We start from the raw sequence: 20,790 nt of genomic DNA, 5'->3' as shown, positions 1-20,790 counted from the left end.
TCCGGCGCCCAAGCCCGGCCTACACCGTGCGGGCCAACCGATCGGCCAGCATCTCGGCAAACCGCGCCGGATCGTCGAGCGCGCCGCCCTCGGCGAGAAGCGCTGTGCCGTAGAGCAATTCGGCGGTCTCAGCGATGGACGGGTCGTCGCTGCGGTCCTGGTGTGCCTGGCGAAGGCCCGTGACCAGCGGGTGGTTCGGATTGAGCTCGAGGATCCGCTTGCCCACCGGGATGTCCTGCCCCGAGGCGCGGTAGAGGCGCGCGAGCGCGGGCGTGATCCCGAACGCGTCGGTGATCAGGCAGGCGGGCGAGTCGGTGAGCCGAGTGGAGAGCCGAACCTCCTTGACGTGATCGGCGAGGGTGTCCTTCATCCAGGCGAGCAAATCGGCGAATTCCTTCTGCTGCTCTTCGCGCTCGGCCTCGCTCTCGTCGCCCTCGGCGCTCAGGTCCACCTCGCCCTTGGCGATCGACTGCAGCGGCTTGCCGTCGAATTCGGTCACCGTTCCCACCCAGACCTCGTCGACCGGGTCGGTGAGCAGCAGCACCTCGTAGCCCTTGGCTTTGAACGCCTCGAGGTGCGGCGACTTCAGGATCTGCTGACGCGTCTCCCCCGTGGCGTAGAAGATCTGCGTCTGGCCGTCCTTCATGCGCTCCACGTACTGGGCGAGCGTGGTGGCTTCCTCCTCGCTGTGCGTCGAGGCGAACGAGGAGATCTGCAGCAGCGTCTCCTGGTTGTCGAAGTCCGACAGCAGACCTTCCTTGACGACGCGGCCGAATTGGGTCCAGAAGGTCCGATAGTCGTCGGGGCGCTCGGACTGCAGATCCTTGATGGTGGACAGGACCTTCTTCGTCAACCGTCGCCGGATGGCTTTGATCTGCCGATCCTGTTGCAGGATCTCGCGAGAAACGTTGAGCGACATGTCCTGCGCGTCGACCACACCCTTGACGAAGCGCAGGTATTCGGGCATGAGCTGATCGCAGTCGCCCATGATGAACACGCGCTTGACGTAGAGCTGGATGCCGGTCTGGGCGTCGCGGTTGAACAGATCGAACGGCGCGTGCGACGGAATGAACAGCAGCGCCTGGTATTCGAAGGTGCCTTCGGCCTTCATCGCAATGACCTCGAGCGGGTCGTCCCAGGCGTGCGCGATGTGCTTGTAGAACTCCTTGTATTCCTCCTCGGAGACCTCGTCTTTGGGCCTGGCCCACAGGGCCTTCATCGAGTTGAGGGTCTCGGTCTCGATGGTGACGGTCTCCTCGCCGCCCTCCTCGCTGGCCGGTTCCCGGCGCTCGACCTGCATGCGGATGGGCCAGGCGATGAAGTCGGAGTACTTCTTGACCAGACCCCGGAGCTTGAACTCCGAGGTGTAGTCGTGCAGCTCGTCCTCGGCGTCTTCGGGCTTGAGGTGCAGGATGACCGACGTCCCCTGCGGCGCATCGTCGATCGATTCGATCGTGTACGTGCCCTCGCCGCTCGATTCCCATTTAGTGGCGTCGCTCTCGCCGGCCTTACGGGTCAGCAGTTCGACCTTGTCGGCCACCATGAAGCTCGAATAGAAGCCGATGCCGAACTGGCCGATGAGTTCCTCCGACGCGGCCTCGTTCTTGGCGTTCTTGGCCTCGCGGAGTTGCTGGCGCAGCTCGGCGGTGCCCGACTTGGCCAGCGTCCCGATCAGGTCGACCACTTCGGCGCGGGTCATGCCGATGCCGTTGTCGCGGATGGTCAGGGTGCGCGCCTGGTGGTCGACGTCGATCTCGATGTGCAGGTCGGAGGTGTCGACGTCGAGGTCCTTGTTGCGGAACGCTTCGAGCCGCAGCTTGTCCAACGCGTCGGAGGCGTTGGAGATCAGCTCCCGCAGGAACGAGTCCTTGTTGGAGTAGACGGAGTGGACCATCAGATCCAGCAGTTGCCGAGCCTCTGCCTGAAACTCCAACTGCTCGACGCGCGCGTTCATGACTTCTCCTATATCTCCTTTCCAGGGCCGGACGGTCTCAAATTTACCGAGCCGCCGGCCGTCGGTGTGTGGTGGACCCGTCCTCTTCGGGGGTGACCGGCTCTACGCTGAACCCATGTCTGTTGCTCAACGCGAACGCGCCGCCCTGGTGGACACCATGCGCGAGGTCGGTCCGGACGCTCCCACCCTGTGCGAGGGCTGGACGACGCGGGACCTGGCCGCCCACCTGGTGATCCGGGAGTATCGGCCCGACGCCGCCCCGGGCATCCTGATCCCGTTCTTCGCCTCCCACACCGCCAAGGTGCAAAACCAGGTGAGCGAGCGAAACGAGTGGGACGAGCTGGTCGGCAAGGTCGCCGCCGGCCCGCCGGTCTACTCCCCGCTCAAGCTGCTCGACCCGGTCGCCAACGTCGCCGAGATGTTCATCCATCACGAGGACGTGCGCCGCGCGCAGCCGGGCTGGCAGCCGCGCGCGCTGGAGCCCGCGCTGAGCACGATGCTGCGCCGCACCCTGCCGCTGATGGCCCGGATGACGCTCGCCAAGGTGCCCGCCCGGGTGGCGCTGCGCACCCCGGAGGGCAAGACGTTGCTCACCGCCGGTCAGGGTCCGGCGGTCACGGTGACCGGCGCGCCCGCCGAGCTGTTGCTGTTCTCCGTCGGGCGCGCGGCGCAGGTCGAGTTCGACGGCGACGCCGCGGCCGTGCAGGCGGTTCGCGACGCGCCCAAGGGGTTATAGCATCGCGCCGCGGGCGTAACGCCACGGCGAAAAATTCAGCGGAATCTCGCCGTGGCGTTACACGTGCGCGAATAGGGAAGGTCAGCCAAACGCCGCGCGCAGGTCCTTTTTGATCACCTTGCCGAATTGATTGCGCGGGAGCGCGTCGACGACCACGAGATGTTCGGGGTGCTTGTAACGGCTCAGCCCCCGCGATTGGCAGTGTTGCACAAGGGATTCCAAAGTCACACCGTCGGCGGTGGCGGGCACCACGACGGCGCAGACGCGTTCGCCGGTGCGCGGGTCGGGGATCCCGATGACGGCGACGTCGGCGACGGCGGGATGGGTCGCGAGCGCATTTTCGATCTCGAGGGCGGAGATGTTCTCCGCGTTGCGGATGATCGCGTCTTTGGTGCGACCCGTGACGCGGACGTTGCCGTCCGCATCGATCAGGCCGAGATCGCCTGTGCGCAGCCACCCGTCGTTGTCGAAAGCCTCGGCGTCCAGCGAAGGATCGGCGTAACCGAGGAAACATTGGGGGCCCTTGAGTCGCAGCTCCCCCTCCTGGCCGGCGCCCAGTTCGACCTCGTAGTTGTCGACCACGCGAACCTTGACCCCGGGCACCGGCGGGCCGACGGTGTGGTCGAGCACCTCCGGCGAGGCGGTCAGGGGCGGCGAAGTCGCACACGGAAACTCGGTCATCCCCCACGCGTTGGCGATCCCGGCGATGCCGAAGGTCTCCCGGACCTGCCGTCCGAGTTCGGCGGTGATGGGCGCGCCTCCCGCCAGGCCACCCCGCACGGACGGAAACAACGGCCGATCACCGTGGGCGCGTTGGGCTTCCAGGAACGCCACGAAGAACGGGGTGGCGGTGCCCAGGAACGTCGGGTTGTGGGCGGCGATGGCCAGCGGCGTCGTCGCGGGGTCGAACGACGCGAACAGCGCCAGCCGCATGCCGGTCAGCAGGGCCGTCGCCAGCATCGCCGCCCCGCCGATGTGAGCGATCGGGAAGGCGATGGGGTCCACGTCGCTGCTCGTGGCCCCGACCATGCCCACCACCCCCGCCGAGCCGGCGATGACCGAGGTATCGGTGTGGCGGATCCCTTTGGGGTCCGCGGTGGTCCCGGAGGAGTAGTAGACCCAGCGGGCGTCGTCGGCCGATCGTGGGGGCGCGGGCAGGGAGCCGTGGTGGGCGCCGGGCAGCCGCAGCTCGCCGGACGGAGGCGTGTCCAGGTCGAGGGTGATGACCTCAAAACCCTTGTCCCGCGCCAACTCGCGGGCCAGGCCGCCATGGTCGAAGCCGCGCCAAACATCCGGTGCCACAAGGAATTCGGTGTTCAACTGGCCGGTGATGAAGCCGACTTCGCTCTCGCGCAGCAACGGGATGATCGGGTTTTGCACCGCGCCCAGCCGGGCCAGCGCGGACATCACCACCAGGGTTTCCAGGGTGGTGGGCAGCTGCCAGGACACCACGGTCCCCGCGCGGACACCCCGTTCGGCGAAGGCGGCGGCGGTGGCGCACGCGGCGTCGTGGAGCTGGCGTGCGGTCAGGCTGCGACCGTGCTCGTCGGCGAGAAGCGGCCGGTTCGATCCACGTTGCGCCGCATCGGCAATCAACGCCCAGAACGTGCCGGCGCCAGCCAACGTCAGCGCACCGTCGGGTCGGTGGCGGGCGGGCGAAATCCCGAGTGCGCGACGGCGACCGACACACCGGTGCCGATCGGGCCCTTCTCGTCGACGAGTACCGCGGAGCCGCTGGCCACCCCGTCGTGGCTGTGATGCATGAGGGAGGCCAGCCCGATGTGCGGTCCCTCGGGCAGCCGGGTCAGCGTCAGCGTGTAGTCGACGTTGATGAATTCCAGGGAGTTGGTGCCCCAGTTGGCGATCGAGGCCGTGATGTCGCCCGCCATCGCGGCGCGGGTGAAGGCGGACAGCGGTTCGTCGTCGATCAACGGGCGGTTCTCGTGCAACCAGGTGTATTTCGGGCCATCGGTCTGGGGCCAATCCGGCTCGGGGTTCTGCACCTCCGAGCCCCAGCCGTAGGTGCGCATGAAAAGCGTCGGGGAAGTCTCACCCAGCGGCATCGGCGGCATCTGTACCGGCGGTGACCAGATGTGTCCGTCGGGCTGGGGACCGCGCCGCACGAACAGCGCGCTGGCCTGTGCCACGGGGGCGCCGTCCTGGATGATGACGGCCTCGACCAGCCGCAAACGCCGCCGGTCCTGGCGCACCTCGGTGTGCACCTCGAGCGGTTTGAGCGCCGTCGGCCGGGGCAGGTCGACGGTGAGCCGCGCGGGTTGCAGGTGCGCGTCCGGCGCGGCCCGCTCGACCGCCCACGCCAAGAGTCCGCCGACGACGTGGCCGCTGAGCGATGGGCCCCAGCCGCCGCGCGCGATTTGTGTTGGTACGAAATGTTTTTCGTCGCGCACGAAATACGGCGCCGGTTCCGCCCATTGGGCTTCATCCGGAACGAAATTGGGTTCGGCCACTGCATGACCCTTCGCGTGAGGGGATCGCGGAACCCTGCTGAGATCCGCAACGGTGAATGTTACAGTTGCGCTTCCAGTCGCTGGATGCGCACCGTGCCGGTCAGTCGATGGCGGCGCCCACCAGGTGACCGATCACGTAGGTGACCGTCAGTGCGAGGCTGCCCCCGATGGCGTTGCGGAGCACCGCGCGAAGCTTTGGCGCCCCGCCCAGGCCGGCCGAGACCGCTCCGGTGACCACCAGCGCCATCAGCACCGCCACCATGGTGACGGGGATCCGCCACGTGGTCGGCGGGGCCAGAATGGCGATCAACGGCAGCAGGGCGCCGATCGCGAAGGACAGGGCCGACGACGATGCCGCCTGCCACGGATTCGTCAGCTCCTCGGGATTGATGCCGAGTTCGACCTCGGCATGGGCCAGCAACGGATTCTGATCGGTGAGTTCCTCTGCCACGGTGCGCGCGGTGGCGGCCGTCAGGCCTTTCGCTTCATAGAGTTCGGCGAGCTCGTCCAGTTCAGCGGCCGGATCGTCGCGCAATTCGCGACGCTCCTGGCGCAGCAACGCCCTTTCCGTGTCGCGTTGGGTGCTGACGGATACGTATTCGCCGAGGGCCATCGACACCGCTCCGGCGACCAGCGCGGCGCTTCCGGCGGTCAAGATCGGCGCTCGCAGGGTCGTTGCCGCCGCAACCCCGACGACGATGCCCGCGGTGGAGACGATCCCGTCGTTGGCGCCCAGCACGCCCGCGCGCAGCCAATTCAGCTTCGAGGACACCGATCCGACATGCGGTTCGGCCGGATGTGACGTAGTCGACACGGCGGCAACGATATAGAGGAAAACCCTGGCCGACTAGCCAACCTAGCCTTGCCAAACCGGTGCGTGTCGATGCCCCGCCCAAGCATTGCATGGGCCAGACACAGCTAGTCCATAGGGAAGCTATCTAGCGTCTGGGTTGTGTCAGGGGGAGGTTCCGAGCACATCCCTAGTTGAAGAAGTCCCTAGTGGATAGGTGAAGCACCATGAAGTTGAAGCAGCTTGTCGGAGGGGTGACCATCGCCGGCGCGCTCAGCGCTGCGGCCCTGGGAATGGGCGCCGGGTTTGCCAACGCCGCGCCGGGCGGTCCGCCGCCCGGTCCCGGTGGTCATGGCGCACCGCAACCCGGGGGCTTCCACGCCCCCACCGGGCCCAACGATCCCGGCGGACCCGGTGGTCCTGGCGGTCCTGGCGGTCCTGGTGGTCCCGGTGGTCCTGGTGGCCCGCCCGGGGGCCCGGGTGGACCCGGTAATCCCGGTGGGCCTGGCGGGCCTGGCAGGCCGGGTGGACCCGGCGGTCCCGGTCCCGATCACCCCGGCGGTCCGGGCGGTCCCGGCGGCCCCGGTCCCGATCACCCGGGTGGACCCGGTGGTCCGGGCGGACCCGGTGGCCCGGGTGGCCCGTGGCACGGCGATGACCAGCGCGGCTACTTCCACGGCGCCCCGTGGGGCGACGGGCCCGGCCCGTGGGGCCCGGGCGCGCCGCCGCGGCCGGCGTGGGATCGACCGCTCCCCCCGCCCGGCGGTCACTGGGTTTACGGCCCGATCGACTACTGGGGCTACCAGGAAACGCCGTACTGGAACCCTCGTTTCAACCAGTGGGGATTCGACTTCTTCGGGGTCTGGATTCCGCTGTAAAGATCGCTGAACGCGATGCCCGCCTCGCCGATCGGCGAGGCGGGCATCGTCGTTTAATGCGTTGGCGGCGAACGCTTCCGCGGTTCGACGCGAGTTTCAGCGTTTGGTGCCGACGGTCAACAGGTCGGACACGAGGCGGGTCCAGACCGGCCGCGGGATCCGGTGCTGATCGCTGATCACGAACCCGGCGTCTTCGAACAGCGCCCGCATCTCGGGCGCCGACGTGTTGTGTTGCGGCTTCCACCGGTTCTGCGCGGAAGACTGCAGCCGCGGTTGCCGCGTGCTCAGGGCCGACACGGCCACCAGGCCGCCGGGCGCGAGCACGCGATGGAATTCGCGCAGCGCCGCGGGCTGATCGAAGAAGTGGAACGCCGAGGTCGTCACGACCGCGTCGAGCGCACCGTCGTCGAAGGGAAGCTGTTCGGCCGGGCCGCGCAACCACTGCACCCGATCCGATTTGGCCCGGGCCTGGTTGAGCATGCCGTCGGACATGTCGACGCCATAGATCTCGTCGGGATTCAGTTCACGCTGGATCCGGTCACTGAGAATCCCTGTGCCGCAGGCGATATCAGCGATCTTTCGCGCTCCGTGGTTGCGCAGCTGCGCGATCACCTCGTTGTGCGGCGGCCGGTATACCCACTGTTGCAGGAACGGCAGGTCGTAGGCCGGCGCGAGGAAGGTCCACATCCGGGTGACGGCTTCGTTGAGCCCGCGGCGCTGCGGTGCGGTCACTTGGCCAGCGCCGAGCTGAAGTAGACGGTGTCGGCCACCGAGACGGAGTCGTTGGTCTGCGGGATCGAGTCCAGGCCGAAGTCCGCCAGCAGCTGACTCATCTGGACGCCGACCGAGCGCCAGCCCAGGTTGTCGAGGTACGCGGCGACGTCGCTGCGCTCGCCATGGTAGCCGAGATCGCCGAATTCCAGGTCGAAGCCGTGCTCACGCCATTTCGCGGTGGCCCTGCGCATCATTTCCTGAGCCTTCTCGGTGTCTACCTCGGACATGTCCGGAATAGCTTCGCACGCCAGCCGGCTGCCGTCGGCGCTGAGTGCGGTGACGTTGTCCAGGAGGCGGTCCTGCGCCTCGGGCGGCAGATAACCGAAGAGCCCTTCCGCGATCCATGCCGTGGGCCGGCTCTTGTCGAAGCCCGCGTCCGCCAATGCTTTTGGCCAATCGTTGCGCAGATCGACGGGGACCGTGCGCAGCTCGGCCTGCGGGGCGGCGCCCAGCTCTGCAAGGGTGGCGGCCTTGAATTCGATCACCTGCGGCTGATCGATCTCGAACACCGTCATGTCGGCCGGCCAGGCCAACCGGTAGGCGCGTGCGTCCAGGCCGGACGCCAAAATCACCGCCTGCCGGATCCCGGCCTGCGTCGCGGCCTGAAAGAACGAGTCGAAGAAGCGGGTGCGGGCGGCCATCGCGGCGGGCATGTGTTCGAGCTTCCAGCCGGATTCGTGGTCGTCGACATCGGCGGCGACCAGGTCGCCGGAGACCCAGCGCGTGAAGAAGTCCACGCCGACGGCACGGACCAGGGGCTCGGCGAATCGGTCCTCGATCAGCGGGTTGTCGGCGTTGGTCGCGATCGCCCGGGCGGCCGCCACCATCGTGGCGGTCGCGCCCACACTGGTCGCGAGGTCCCAGGTGTCGTTGTCTGTGCGTGGCATGCGGCTGTTGTCCCCCTCGGAATCGGATTACTTAGCCGGTATAACGACCGGCGGGCGGGTGGAGTTCCCGCGCGCCGACCATCCGGCGATGTCGCCGATTCCAGGCGGGCGTTGCCGCAGCTAAGCGGGCCTTTTAGTGCGCTCCTGGGTGGCCGGGCGCCCCGGGTCCACCGGGCCCACCCGGTCCGCCGGGCCCGCCCGGTCCGCCGGGCCCGCCGGGTCCACCCGGTCCACCGGGCCCGCCGGGGCCTCCCGGTCCATTTGCGGCCGGAAGCAAGAACACGCACTCATTCAGCTCGACGCTCCAGCCCCAGCCCGGGGCGCATTCACCGTCGGCGCGGGCGATCGCGGACGTCCCGAGCACCGTCACCGGCAACCCCGCCAACGCGAGGGCGAACACGCCGATCAGGGAGCGCCGCAGGTACCGTCTCATCGCCGACCTCACTTCGTCCTTCGGGGCAGGGCGCGCGGCGTTGGCCCGTCGCATCAGGCCGGACCCGCGCACATCATTGTGCGGTAATCGACGCGTTAGCGTGCCGGATCGGCGGACCTGAATGTTGTTGGCGGCTCGCGCCTTCAGTCGGTCATCAATTCGAAGACCGGGATGACGCGATCGGTGCGTTGCTGGTATTCGCCGAAGCCGGGAGCGCGCTCGACGATGACGGGATAGATCAAATCCCTTTCCTCGCGCGGCAATTCGCGCGCGGTCACCGACTTGGGAGCGTCGGAGCCGATCTCGACGGTCACGTCGGGGATGGCGCGGATGTTGTGCACCCACGCGGGATGCTTGTCCCGGCCCGCCGCCGAGCCGACGATATAGATTTTGCCGTCGATGTCGAAGTAGGCGACCGGGTTGACGCGTTGGGCGCCGCTGCGCGCACCCTCTGACGTCAGCAACAACAGCGGGAAGCCCTCGAACTGTCCGCCGACCTTGCCACCATTGCGGCGAAACTCTTCGATGTTGTGCTCGTTGAACTCCCGTTCCGAGCTCAGCGCGTCCTCACCCATTAAGCCATCGTGGCACGCAGGAGGCACATGGGCCAGCCATGACAGGTTATATGTTGCGCCGCAAGGATATCCAACACCGAGAAAGTCTTAGCGCTTCCCGGTCGGCGGCGCGAGGACGATGGCGGTGAGCTCGGTCAGGCCGCTGACCTTGAGGACGGGCATCAGGATCGGGTGCGCGACCAGCTCAATGCGGTCGGCGTGGGCGGCCAGGGCGTTGATGGCGGCGCTGTCGAGGTACTCCACGGCGCTGAGATCGACAAGCAGCGCCCCGTCGCTGCCGGTGGCGGCGGTGGACAGGGCCAGGGTGAAGGCGTCGACATTGGTCAGGTCGATTTCCCCCGAAGCGACCAGCACGAGTTTCCCGTCGCGCCCGCGCGCGGTGTCGAGCGTGAGCGGCGTGGTCATCAGGTGATCCGCGCCGATAGGTGAACGGTGGTTCCGTCGTGCGCCGGTCGGATGTCGACGTCGTGCATCAGGCTTCGCATCAGCGGGATGCCCCGGCCGCGACGATGACGGGAGGCCGGCTGCGGAGCCTTCCACGAACCGGTGTCCGTGATCGTCAACTTCACCTCGTCGCCGACCGCGGTCGCGCCGAGGCGGATGAGACCTTCCGGTCTGTGCCGGTGGCCGTGCTCGATCGCGTTGGCGACGGCTTCCCCGGCGGCAACCAGCACGTTCAAGGCCTCCTCGGGGCCCACCCGGACGCGGGCCAACCACTTACGCAAGGCGTTGCGGGTGGGCGCGAGCTGGCTGACATCGGCGGGGAAGTTCAGCTCCAACGGCGCCGGATGACGGTAGAGCAGCAGGACGACGTCGTCCTGGTACCCGCCCCGCGGCGCGACGCGGGTCATGACCTGGTTGGCCAGATCTTCCAGGCCCAGCGTTCGGGCGTCCTGCGCGACGTCGGCGACGCGGGAGATGCCCCGATCCAGCGGACTGCGGCGACGCTCGACCAGCCCGTCGGTGTAGAGCAGCAGGGTCGTGCGCGCCGGTATGGTCACGCGGGCCTCCGGGCGCCACCAGTCGCCCCGTATTCCCAAGGCGATGGTGTGGCCGTCGTCGAGCAACTGGGTGCTGCCGTCGCCGTGCACCAGGATGGACGGCGGGTGCCCAGCGCTGGAGTAGACCAGTTCACCGGTGTCGGGGGTCAGCACCGCGCACACCGCGGTGGTGCATTGCGCGCCGGGCAGCCGCGCGGCGAAGCGATCCAACCCCGCGAGAGCGGCAGCGGGGCTTGGGTTTTCGAACAAAAGCGCACGACAGGCGCTGCGCACCTGACCCATCACCGCGGCGGCGGCGAGGCCATGGCCGACGCAGTCGCCGACAACCAACGCGATGCGCCCGCCCTCGAGGTCGACGATGTCGTACCAATCGCCGCCCACCTGCAAGGGCCTTGTGGCGGCCTGATAGCGCACCGCGAATCCGGTGGGCAGATCGGCCGGGCCGAGGATCGCGTGCTGCAGGGCCAGAGCGGTTTCGCGCTGCTGGTCGACTTGGTGCACCCGTTGCAGACCCTGACCGAGGCGGCCGGCCAGCACGGTGAGCAAGGTCTGGTCCTCCAGGGTGAACGGGCGTTGCTCGGCCAGGTCGATCCAGACGACGAGCACGCCCTCGGGGTGCTGCAGCGCGATGCCCGCCGTCCCCGGCTGCGTCGTCGTCGGGGTGAGTAAGTCGCCGTCCCGCAACGAGCTGAGCGCCTCTTGCGTGTGGGATGGCAGGTCGGCCCACTGCGCCGGCTCGCCCACCGACACCACGTGTGGCGCGCCGAAGGCCGTCTCCGCAGACGAGCCGTACGTCGGAAAGGTGACGGCCAGGACCCGGCGCGCCCGCCACAGCCGGCGCAGTTCTTCGGCGGCGGTCTGGACCGCTTCCTCGACCGTATCGGCTTGGGCCAGTTCCTGATTGAGCGCGTGTTCGCGGCCCGCCGCCAGCGCCAACGCGATCGCGGCGTGCCGGGCGAAGTCGCTGACGAGGTCGAGGTAGTCGTTGCCGAACGGGGGCTGGCGCGGGTCGCGCGCGACGGCGATGACACCGAGCACCGCGCCGTCCGCGATGAGCGGGATGACGATCGCTGGGCGTTCACCGACATCGGTGAAGCCCTCGATCGGGTATTGGAAGGAATCGGTGATCAGCGGCAGACCGCGTCGCGCCACACCGCCCGTGGTCGAGCCCTCCATCGGGACCTGCCGACCGATCACTTCCGACGAATAGCGGCCCGCCGTCGCGGCCACGACCAGGGTGTCGGCCTCGTCGGCGGGCGAGTCCGGCTCCCGGGGCACCAGCAAGATCGCCTGCTCGGCGCCGGCCAACTCCAGCGCCCGGTTCACGATGAGCTGCAGCGGCCCCGTCTGCGGGTCGCCGGACAGCAGCGCGGTCGTGATCTCGCGGCTGGCCGTCGTCCATTTCGCCGTTTCACGCTCGCGCTCGAAGAGTCGTGCGTTGTCGATGGCGGCGGCGGCCGCCGTGGCCATCGCTCGTACGGCACCCTCTTGCGAGTCGGTGAAGACGTGCCCGGGCCGGTCGTCGGCCAGGTAGAGGTTGCCGAAGTTGGCCGCCCGCACGGTGATCGGGATTCCCAGGAACGCCCGCAACGGTGGGTCCTGCGTGGGCAGCCCGGCGGTCTGCGGATCGGCGCTCAGATCGTCGACGCGCAGCCCTTCGCCAACCGGGAGGTCGCCGAGCCGTCGCGCCGCCTCCCCGTCGATGCCCGCGTGCACGAAGGACACGAGGCTGCCGTCGGGGGCGCGGATGCCCAGGGCGGCGTAGCGGGCGCCGGTCAGTTCCATGGCCGCTTTGAGGACGCGGTGCAGCGTCACGTCCAGGTCCAGATCGGAGCCGAGCTCGACGATGACCCGCACCAGTTGTTCCATCTGGTCGCGCGCCGCGACCAGCTCATCGAGCTGGTCGTGCATCTGGCCCACCAGTTCGCGCCGGCCCTGCCAGGTGAAGGCGGAGTCATCCCGGTCGCTGTCCATAGGCACCAAGGTAGTGCGTGGTGTTGCCGGCGCGCGGGCGCTGCGGCCTTTACTGAATCTTGACCGGGTATTGAATTGCCCCGCCGACGATAGGCGAGGTGAGTACCCTTTTAGCGGTGGAACTGGGGGTTTTAGGCCCTCTCCAGGTCCGGCGAGGCGGAGCGGCCGTCGGTATCCCGGGCGCGAAACCTCGCGCCATCCTCACCATGCTCGGACTGCACGACGGTTCCGTTGTGCCGGGCGACACGCTCGTCGAGTTGCTGTGGGGCGAGGACCCGCCGCGCACCGCCGACAAAGCCCTGCAGACCCACATCTCCTCGCTGCGCCGCACGCTCGGTGACGGCTTCGTCCTGACGCAAGGGGCGGGTTGGGTCCTCGCCGACAGCGAGGTCGATGCCTCGCGGTACAAGACGGCCACCCGCCTGGGACGCGCGGCCGCCGCCGCCGGCGACACCGGCCAAGCGGTGGCCCGGTTCGACGAGGCCCTCGCCCTATGGCGCGGAATCCCCGAACTTCCCGATGGCCGGCGCGGCACGTCCGAAAAAACGCGGTGGATGGAGGGCCACGCCGCGCTGGTGGAGGATCGAGCCGACGCGTTGCTGGCGACGGGCCGCGCCGCGGAAGTCATCGGCGATCTCGAGGCCGCGATTGCCGATGCTCCGCTGCGCGAAAGGCGGTGGGGCCAGCTGATGCTCGCCCTCTACCGCGCCGGCCGGCAAGGCGAAGCCCTCGGCGCGTACCAACGCGCGAGGGCGCTGCTGGCCGACGAGCTCGGCGTCGATCCCGGACCGGAACTTCGCCGGCTCGAGGCCCTGATCGTCGCGCAGGACTCCTCCCTGGACATTGCTGTGGCACAACATGTTCCGTCGGTGACCCGCGCGGTGACGTTCCTTCTCACCGATATCGAGGGGTCGACGGCCGCCTGGGAGGCCGAGGCCGGGGCCATGGCGGCGGCCCTCGCCCGACACGACGAGCTGATCGAACACGTGGTCACGTCGCGTGGCGGTCGGCTGATCAAGACGCGCGGCGAGGGCGATGCCACCTTCTCGGTTTTCGAACGGCCGTCTGCGGCGGCCTCGGCAGCGGTCGAGTTGCAGGACGCGATCGCGCATGAACCCTGGGCGCTGCGGCAACCCATCCGCGTCCGGGTGGCGCTGCATACCGGCGAGGTCGAGCTTCGCGACGGCGACTACTTCGGCCGGGCCGTCAACCGGGTCGCGCGGCTGCGGTCGCTGGCCGAGGGTGGCCAGATCCTGTGCTCGGGCGCGACCGCCGAGCTCGTCATCGACTCGCTCGCCGACGACGTGGTGCTCACCGACCTGGGGATGCGCCAGTTGCGGAATCTCGCACGGCCCGAGCACGTTTTCGAGTTGCGACTGGAAACCGCTGAGCAGCGTCCGCAGCCGGCGGCGGCCGAAACCCCGATGGAGCGCCCCGGACTTCCGGCGGTGCTCGTCGGCCCCGGGCCGTTCGTCGGGCGGGGCCGCGAACTCGAAGGCCTGCTGTCGGCGTGGCAGGGCGCACTGACGGGGGGCGTGCGCACGGTGCTGATCGCCGGCGAACCCGGCGTCGGCAAGACCCGCCTGGCCGGTGAGTGGTCGCAGCGGGCCTATGAAATGGGCGCGGTCGTGCTGTACGGCCGGTGCGACGAGGACCTCGGAGCGCCCTATCAACCGTTCGCGGAAGCGCTGCGTGCGCTCGTGCCGTGTATGGGCGCTGAGCGGCTACGGGGACTGCGTGGCGTCGAAGCGTTGCTGCCGCTCGCGCCCGGGCTGGCCGATGTGGTGCCCGACCTCGCTCCCCCGGCGCACGCGGATCCCGACACCGAGCGATACGCACTCTTCGATGCCGCCGTTGCCCTGCTCGAAATCGCCTCCGCGAGCGCACCGGTGCTCTTGATCCTCGACGACCTGCACTGGGCGGCCAAGCCGACGCTGCTCCTGCTGCGGCACCTGCTGCGCTTCGGCGACCACGCCCGCGTGCAGATCGTCGGCACCTACCGCAGCACCGACCTCGACCGCTCCCACCCCCTGGCGGCGATGCTCGCCGACCTGCACCGCGACGGCACGGCCAACCGGCTCAACCTCGGCGGCCTCGACGAGGACGACGTGACCACCTACGTCGCCGAAGCCGGCTACGACGACGAGGAACTCGCGCACGCGCTGGCGTCGGTCACCGGCGGTAACCCCTTCTTCCTCATCGAGGCCTTGCGCCACGTCGATGAGAGCGGCGGCGTGTGGGATCAGAGCACCCTTCCTCAGGGTGTACGAGAAGCCGTGAGCCGCAGGCTTTCCCGGCTACCGACCGAGACGAACAAAGCCCTCGCCACGGCGGCGGTTGTCGGCAGCCGGTTCTCCCTTGAACTGGTCGAGCAGGTGGTCGGCAACGACCTCATCGACGCGTTCGACGAAGCGCGCAACGCCGGCATCGTCATCGAAGAACCCGATGGCAACTACCGGTTCAACCACGCGATTGTCCGGCAATCGCTGCTCGCCGAGCTGGCGTCGGTGCGGCGCATGCGATTACACCAGCGCATCGCCGCAACGCTCGAGACGCTGCCCGGCGCCGACGACGAGTTGCTCGCCGAGCTTGCTCACCACTATTTCGAATGCGCCTGGGCCGGAAACGCCGCCAAGGCGGTTTTCTATTGTCGGCGCGCGGCCGACCAGGCGATGTCACGTCTCGCCTACGAGGGCGCGGCCGACCTGTACCACCGCGCCCTGCACGCGCTGGAAGAACTTGACGACGAGCTGCCCGACCGCGACGACCAGACCGCCGAGCTGTTGGTCGCGCGCTGCGAGGCCTTGTTGGCCGCCGGCGATGTGTCCTCGGCCGCGGGCGCTGTCTCCCAATTGCGGGCGGCGACAGTCGATTCGGCCCGGCTCGCGGCGTGGGCGACTTGCTTCGACGGGCAGCTGTCGATGCTGATCCACCCCGAACGGTTGGACGAGGTCGAAGCCGCGTTGGCCGCGGCCGCCGCCAAACTCGCCGAACAAGACGACGCCGCCGGAGAAGCCACGGCGCACACCGTCCGCGCGGGGTGCCTCGCCCGTCTCGGGCGGATCGCCGACTGCGAGGGCGCCCTCGACGACGCGCTGAACGCGGCGCGTCGCGCGCGCGAACACCGCCGCGTGAACGCGGTTTTGGCGGGCGCTCCCCTCGCGGCGCTGTGGGGCCCCAACCCGGTGCCCCGTGCGGGCGGGCGGTGCCTCGACGTGGTGCGGCTGCTGCGGATCACGACCGACTCCCCCGCCGTCGAAGCCACCTCGACACGATGCCAGGCCGTGTTGGAGGCCTTTCGCGGCCGCGCCGCGGCGGCCCGTCGGATGATCGACTCGGCCCGGCGCACGGTGAGCGAGCTCGGCTTGCGTCATGCGCTATTGGAAGTTGAGCAGTTCGCCGGGATCGTCGAGCTCATCGTCGACGATCCGGCCGCAGCCGAGTCGCATCTGCGCAAGGCTTACAACGGCTTTCGTCGCATGGGCCTGGACGCCGACACTGCCGAGACCGCCGCGTTGTTGGGCCGCGCATACCTTGCACTCGGGCGCGAATCCGAGGCAGACGAATTGTGTTCGGTGAGCGAGCGTCTCGCTGGGCACGCGCTGAAGGCATCGATTGCGTGGCGTACGCTTCGGGCGCATCTGCTGGCGCGGGGCAACGACCACGACGGGGCCCGGCGGATCGCCTCAGAGGCGGTCGCTCTGGCCGAGCGCACGGACGCCCTGGTCGATCACGGCGACGCATGTTTCACGCTGGCAACGGTGTTGGGGGCCGCAGGCGACGTGGCCGGGGCCCGGGCCGCCGCCGAGCAAGCGGTCGACCTGTATGAGCGCAAAGGCGCTGCGGCGCTTGCGGAGAGGGCGCGGGAAGTCCTCGGCAGGCGCGAGGTGCCTACCCCACCGATAGCGCCCGCACCTGAAGCGCCACGCGTCGAACTCGACAACGCCTGCGTGCGAGCGATTCGCCAGATAGACGCCGCCTACGATCGCGAAGCCTGGGACGAGATCGGGCAGCACGTCGCAGCCGTCGTCACCTGTGAAAGCCGCCGGAAGATAGTTGGCCTCGGCCGTGATGATCTTTCTTATGACGAATGGGAATGCGAAGCCAGACGTCTCCGCGAATTATTGGCCCCAGTGCGGTACCACCACGTGGTTGTCGCCGTGCGTGGCGAGCGCCTGGCTCTCACCCGGTTAGAGGTAGGTCCTGCAGACCAGAGCCCTGGGGCACCGCGGGACGAGTGGCTTCAGCTATACGGCCTCGACCAGGAAGGTCGAATTGCGCTGCATGTGTTTTTCGACCTCGAAGACATGGACGCCGCACTCGCCGAGCTCGATGCCACGCAGGCCCGATTCGAGACAGAACATCCTCGGGCGCGGCTCGAGAACGCCGCGACGCGGGTATACGAACGCTTCTGGTCGCACTTCGCCGCCCGCGACTGGGCTGCCGTAGGAACCATTGTCTCCGAAAGCCTTTCCGGCGCCGATCACCGACGGGTCGTGAATGCCGGGGACCGAGGCAGCCGAGAATCCGTGATCGAGGATCTGCAGGTGGCCGCCGACCTCGGGTTCACGATCGGGATGGCCGACGTCGTGGCGATCCGCGGCGAGCGCCTCGCCCTCACACGGGTGCGGGCGGCCGGCCGCGACCCGGAAACGATTCAAAACGATGCGATCAATGTCGTCGAGATCGACGCCGACGAGCGACTCACGTTGATCGTCGTCTACGACCTGGACGACTTCGACAGTGCCATAGGCGAACTCGACGCTCGCTATCTTGCCGACGAGGCAGCACCTTACGCAGACGCATGGTCGGCCATCACGCAGGGCTACGGTGCCTTCAACCGGCGCGAACGGATTGCGACGACGCCGGATTGGGTCAACATCGACCACCGGCGGGCGGTAGCCGTCGCCCCCGGCGAGTTGACTGACTACGTCCATGCCGCATGGGACCTCGAACAAGATGTCAGCATCTATATCGAGGCCGTGCATCGGCTAACCAACCGTGGGGCGGTCATCAGCCATGCGACGCGTGCCACCTCGCGGGAAGGCTTCGATGCCGAGTGGCGGATGGTACTTCTGGTGGCGGTGGACGGCGTGGTCAACCACTGCGAAGTCTTCGATGAGGGAGACCTCGACGTCGCGCTAGCGAGATTCGATCACCTCAACAGACCGGCACAGCGGCTGGAAAATGCTGCGAGCCAGATAGCGGAGCGCTTCTTTGCGTACTTCGCAGCCTGCGATTGGGACTCCTTGGCGACGACACTGGCCGACAATGTCTCGCACGACGATCGCCGGCACGTGGTTAACGCTGGGGTCCTACACGGTCGAGATACGCAAATTGCGAACCTGCAAGCTATCGCTGAGGTCGGTATCACGGATTTTTCGTCGACAGTCATCGCGACCCGCGGCGCGCGTCTCGCCCTCGTCCAAACCCGTTCCTCGGGACCAGACCACGCCTCCGACGGCGTCCTCACTGAGGAACTCGGAGTCGTCGAGATCAACTCCGACAACCAGATGGCAGCCTACGTCACGTTCGACCGCGGCGACTTCGACTCCGCCGTCGCCGAACTCGACGCCCGCTATCTCGCGGGCGAAGCCGCTCCTTACGCGCGAACGTGGTCGTTCATCACGCGAGCCTATGCCGCGGTCAATCGAAACGAACTGCCCGCCATGACACCGGATTCAGAGTTCATAGACCATCGAGCGGTCTTAACAGCCGAGCGGGAGGATCTGACGGGCTATCTTCCCGCCCTGTGGGACCTCACGCCAGACGTCAGAGTCTACGTCGAAGCGGTGCATCGGCTGAATGAGCTGGGAGCGGTCATGACCCACACCGCACGCGGCACTTCGGAGGAGGGCTTTGATGCCGAATGGCGGACAGTCGTCGTTGGCGTAACCGACGGCGATCTCTACCGCCGCGTCGAGGTCTTCGACGAGCCCGACCTCGACGCCGCGCTCGCCAGGTTCGATGAGCTGCACCGGCAGGCACCGCGGCTGCACAATGTGGCCAGCCAAGTCAGCGACCGCTTCCTGGCGCACTTCGCGGCGCGCGACTGGGGTGCGATGGCCGAGATGACGGCCGACGACTTTTCGAGTGACGATCGTCGTCGCGTAGTGGGCGCGGGAGTCCAACTAGGCCGAGATGTCGATATCGACAATATGAGGGCGTGGGCCGACGTCGGGATTGCGAGCATGACATCACACGTCATCGCGACCCGGGGCGACCGCCTTTTCCTTGGCCGCACCCGTTTCTTCGGCCCTGAGCAAGGGCCCGACACGTTCCACAGCGAGGTGCTCGGCCTCGTCGAGATCGACACCGAAAACCGAGTCGTCGCGCGGGTCGTATTCGACGCGGACGAACTCGACGCGGCCATCGCCGAACTCGATGCGCGGTACCTCGCGGGGGAGGCCTCCACCCACTCCCACACCTGGACGCTGGTGACGGACGCCTTTGTGGCGCTGAACCAGCGGAAAATCCCTGCGACGACATCAGATTGGGTAAACATTGATCACCGACGACTGGTGCCGATCGGCACGGGTGATCTGGCGGCATATCTCTCCGTCGCGTGGGAACTTTCGCCGCAGTCCTACCTCTACGTTGCCGCCGTGCACCGCCTGAGCAGCCTTGGCGCGGTGATCACTCATGTCGCGGCTGGGACTTCGCCCGAAGGGCTCGACGCCGAGTGGCAGGTAATCGACGTCATGACTTTCGAAGGCGATCGGATCAACCGCTGTGAGCTTTTCGACGAGTCCGACCTAGACACCGCGCTCGCCAGGTTCGATGAGCTGCACGGCCAGACGCGGAAGCTGGAAAACGCGGCAAGCCGCGCAGAACACCGACTCTTTGATCGCTCGAGCACCCACGATTGGGCGGCGATAGCCGAAATCTTGGCGCCGGACAGTTTCGTCGACGATCGACGTCGAGTGGTGAATGTCGGCTTCTGGGACGGTCGCGATGCCGTGATGGCAAAAATGCGAGCACTGGCCGAGGGCCTTGCGCAGGTGTCCTTGACGGTGATCGCGACTCGTGGAAAGCGCCTCTCGCTCGCCCGCGTCCGCTCGTTCAATCCCGACTCCCGGCGGGAGGGATTTGCGGTAGAGCTGCTGGGAATCGCCGAAATTGACACCGACGGGCGGATCGCCGCCCACGTCTTTTTCGACGCCGACGATATCGATGCTGCCTTCGAGGAACTCGATGCGCGCTACCTCGCCGGCGAAGCGGCCGCGTACGCGCACACTTGGTCGGTGACTTCAAGGGCTAACGCCAAATTCAATCGTCACGAGCTTCCCGCGACGACGCCGGATCCGGTTTACATCGATCATCGATCGCTCGTATCGATCGAGGGGGTTGATCTGGCCACATCCGTCGGTGCCCTGTGGGACCTCACTTCGGATACCAGCGCCTACATCGAAGCCGTGCATCAGCTCACCGAAGACGGAACCGTCACTACTCAAGTGCTGAAAATGACCTCGCAAGATGGATTTGACGCGGAATTGCGGTTGACCTACGTGATCGTGGTCGAGGGAAACCTGCTTAGCCGCGTCGAAGTCTTCGAGGGGTCAGATCTCGAGGTGGCCCTTGCGCACTTCGATCAGGTTACTTGCAGAGACCAGCCGAAGTGACAGCGCCACAACGCCAACCGCTCTACCTGCTAGCGGATAGTCAGCTGCTGTTCTGGAAGCGCGACGGCCGCCCGCTACTGGAAACGGCGCTCGACGGATTGGCTCGAGACAAACCGTTGAGCGCCGCCTACATCGGGGCCTCCAATGGCGACCGGCCGGAGTTCTACGAAATCTTCGAGGCGGCCGTGGACGCCGTCGGGATCACCGACCGTCGCATGATCCATTCGTCGTTCGGCCGGGCCGACCGCGCCTTCCTCGAAGGCGCCCAGGTGATCGTCCTCGCAGGCGGCGATGTCCGCCTCGGCTGGAACACCTTCGAGAAAACCGGCATGAAGGAGACGATCCTGAACCGCTACGCCAAAGGCACTGTCCTCGTGGGTATTTCGGCCGGCGCGGTCCAGCTCGGACGCTATGGAATCCTCGAGCTCCCAGGCACCGAACTGCTCGACGTGTTCGGCCTCGTCCCCATGGTGATCGACGTGCACGACGAACGCGCCGAGTGGGCGCGGCTGACGCGGACAATCCAATCGCTGCACGGAGAAGCGACCGGGCTCGGCATCCCCACGGGCGGCGGAGTCGTCGTCCACGCGGATGCCAGCATCGAACCCTTGCGCCATCCCGCGCACATAGTCGCTTATGACGGCACCGCCGTCACGCACTCACTGTCGCGACCGGCGCGAACCTGACGTTCCTTGACG

General features: G+C 67.8%; 14 protein-coding genes. 4 read left to right on the top strand and 10 right to left on the bottom strand.

The genetic code is table 11. The features are described 5' to 3' along the window. Positions 1 to 19: 19 nt before the first annotated feature. Complete coding sequence (gene htpG / locus P6281_RS10265; RefSeq protein ID WP_008255722.1) at positions 20 to 1,954, bottom strand: molecular chaperone HtpG; 1,935 nt, start codon at positions 1,952 to 1,954, stop codon at positions 20 to 22. Between the two features lie 115 nt (positions 1,955 to 2,069). On the opposite strand from htpG, the gene P6281_RS10260 reads away from it, so the two are divergent. Beyond that, entirely contained in the window at positions 2,070 to 2,690 is a 621-nt protein-coding gene (locus tag P6281_RS10260) for a TIGR03085 family metal-binding protein (RefSeq protein ID WP_008255721.1), read from the top strand. A gap of 81 nt (positions 2,691 to 2,771) precedes the next feature. Here the strand turns inward: P6281_RS10260 and P6281_RS10255 are convergent, their stop codons facing one another. The 3 genes from P6281_RS10255 to P6281_RS10245 form a co-directional block, all read right to left on the bottom strand. Further along, the gene (locus P6281_RS10255) at positions 2,772 to 4,313 is read right to left on the bottom strand and encodes a class I adenylate-forming enzyme family protein (protein ID WP_324738852.1); all 1,542 of its coding nucleotides are present in this window, start codon (positions 4,311 to 4,313) and stop codon (positions 2,772 to 2,774) included. A gap of 2 nt (positions 4,314 to 4,315) precedes the next feature. Then, a complete protein-coding gene (locus tag P6281_RS10250) occupies positions 4,316 to 5,158 on the bottom strand; it encodes a thioesterase family protein (RefSeq protein WP_201359178.1) in 843 nt (280 codons plus the stop codon). 100 nt (positions 5,159 to 5,258) lie between these two features. Then, positions 5,259 to 5,972, bottom strand: a complete 714-nt coding sequence (locus tag P6281_RS10245) for a VIT1/CCC1 transporter family protein (protein WP_008255713.1) — start codon at positions 5,970 to 5,972, stop codon at positions 5,259 to 5,261. 203 nt (positions 5,973 to 6,175) lie between these two features. Here P6281_RS10245 and P6281_RS10240 point away from each other — a divergent pair, with 203 nt between their 5' ends. Next, on the top strand, positions 6,176 to 6,826 hold the full coding sequence (locus tag P6281_RS10240) for a chitin-binding protein (protein ID WP_324738851.1): 651 nt from the start codon (positions 6,176 to 6,178) through the stop codon (positions 6,824 to 6,826). A 96-nt stretch (positions 6,827 to 6,922) separates the two neighbouring features. Here the strand turns inward: P6281_RS10240 and P6281_RS10235 are convergent, their stop codons facing one another. The 6 genes from P6281_RS10235 to P6281_RS10210 all read right to left on the bottom strand — a co-directional run bounded on the left by P6281_RS10235 (position 6,923) and on the right by P6281_RS10210 (position 12,470). Next, complete coding sequence (locus P6281_RS10235) at positions 6,923 to 7,558, bottom strand: class I SAM-dependent methyltransferase (protein ID WP_014711393.1); 636 nt, start codon at positions 7,556 to 7,558, stop codon at positions 6,923 to 6,925. Continuing rightward, complete coding sequence (locus tag P6281_RS10230) at positions 7,555 to 8,487, bottom strand: class I SAM-dependent methyltransferase (protein WP_324738849.1); 933 nt, start codon at positions 8,485 to 8,487, stop codon at positions 7,555 to 7,557. Before P6281_RS10230 ends, P6281_RS10235 begins: the two co-directional genes overlap by 4 nt. Before the next feature lie 133 nt (positions 8,488 to 8,620). Continuing rightward, on the bottom strand, positions 8,621 to 8,920 hold the full coding sequence (locus P6281_RS10225) for a hypothetical protein (RefSeq protein WP_242657631.1): 300 nt from the start codon (positions 8,918 to 8,920) through the stop codon (positions 8,621 to 8,623). A 143-nt stretch (positions 8,921 to 9,063) separates the two neighbouring features. Beyond that, entirely contained in the window at positions 9,064 to 9,495 is a 432-nt protein-coding gene (locus tag P6281_RS10220; RefSeq protein WP_324738848.1) for a nitroreductase family deazaflavin-dependent oxidoreductase, read from the bottom strand. A gap of 87 nt (positions 9,496 to 9,582) precedes the next feature. Continuing rightward, positions 9,583 to 9,900 (bottom strand): STAS domain-containing protein, encoded by a 318-nt coding sequence (locus P6281_RS10215; protein ID WP_324738847.1) that lies wholly within the window; start codon positions 9,898 to 9,900, stop codon positions 9,583 to 9,585. Beyond that, positions 9,900 to 12,470 carry a SpoIIE family protein phosphatase gene (locus P6281_RS10210; protein WP_324738846.1) on the bottom strand — a complete coding sequence of 857 codons (2,571 nt, stop codon included), beginning with the start codon at positions 12,468 to 12,470 and terminating at the stop codon, positions 9,900 to 9,902. The genes P6281_RS10215 and P6281_RS10210 overlap by 1 nt, the downstream gene beginning before the upstream one ends. 116 nt (positions 12,471 to 12,586) lie before the next feature. On the opposite strand from P6281_RS10210, the gene P6281_RS10205 reads away from it, so the two are divergent. Both P6281_RS10205 and P6281_RS10200 read left to right on the top strand, forming a co-directional pair. Continuing rightward, positions 12,587 to 20,092 carry a BTAD domain-containing putative transcriptional regulator gene (locus P6281_RS10205; RefSeq protein WP_324738845.1) on the top strand — a complete coding sequence of 2,502 codons (7,506 nt, stop codon included), beginning with the start codon at positions 12,587 to 12,589 and terminating at the stop codon, positions 20,090 to 20,092. Next, on the top strand, positions 20,089 to 20,778 hold the full coding sequence (locus P6281_RS10200; protein WP_014379851.1) for a Type 1 glutamine amidotransferase-like domain-containing protein: 690 nt from the start codon (positions 20,089 to 20,091) through the stop codon (positions 20,776 to 20,778). Before P6281_RS10205 ends, P6281_RS10200 begins: the two co-directional genes overlap by 4 nt. Positions 20,779 to 20,790: the final 12 nt, after the last annotated feature.

The sequence above is a fragment of the Mycobacterium sp. 5-140-3-2 genome, from assembly GCF_035666375.1.
Lineage (GTDB): Bacteria > Actinomycetota > Actinomycetes > Mycobacteriales > Mycobacteriaceae > Mycobacterium > Mycobacterium intracellulare.
The sequence above is the reverse complement of the archived record's forward strand: the minus strand, read 5'-3'. Positions and strand labels throughout refer to the sequence as shown.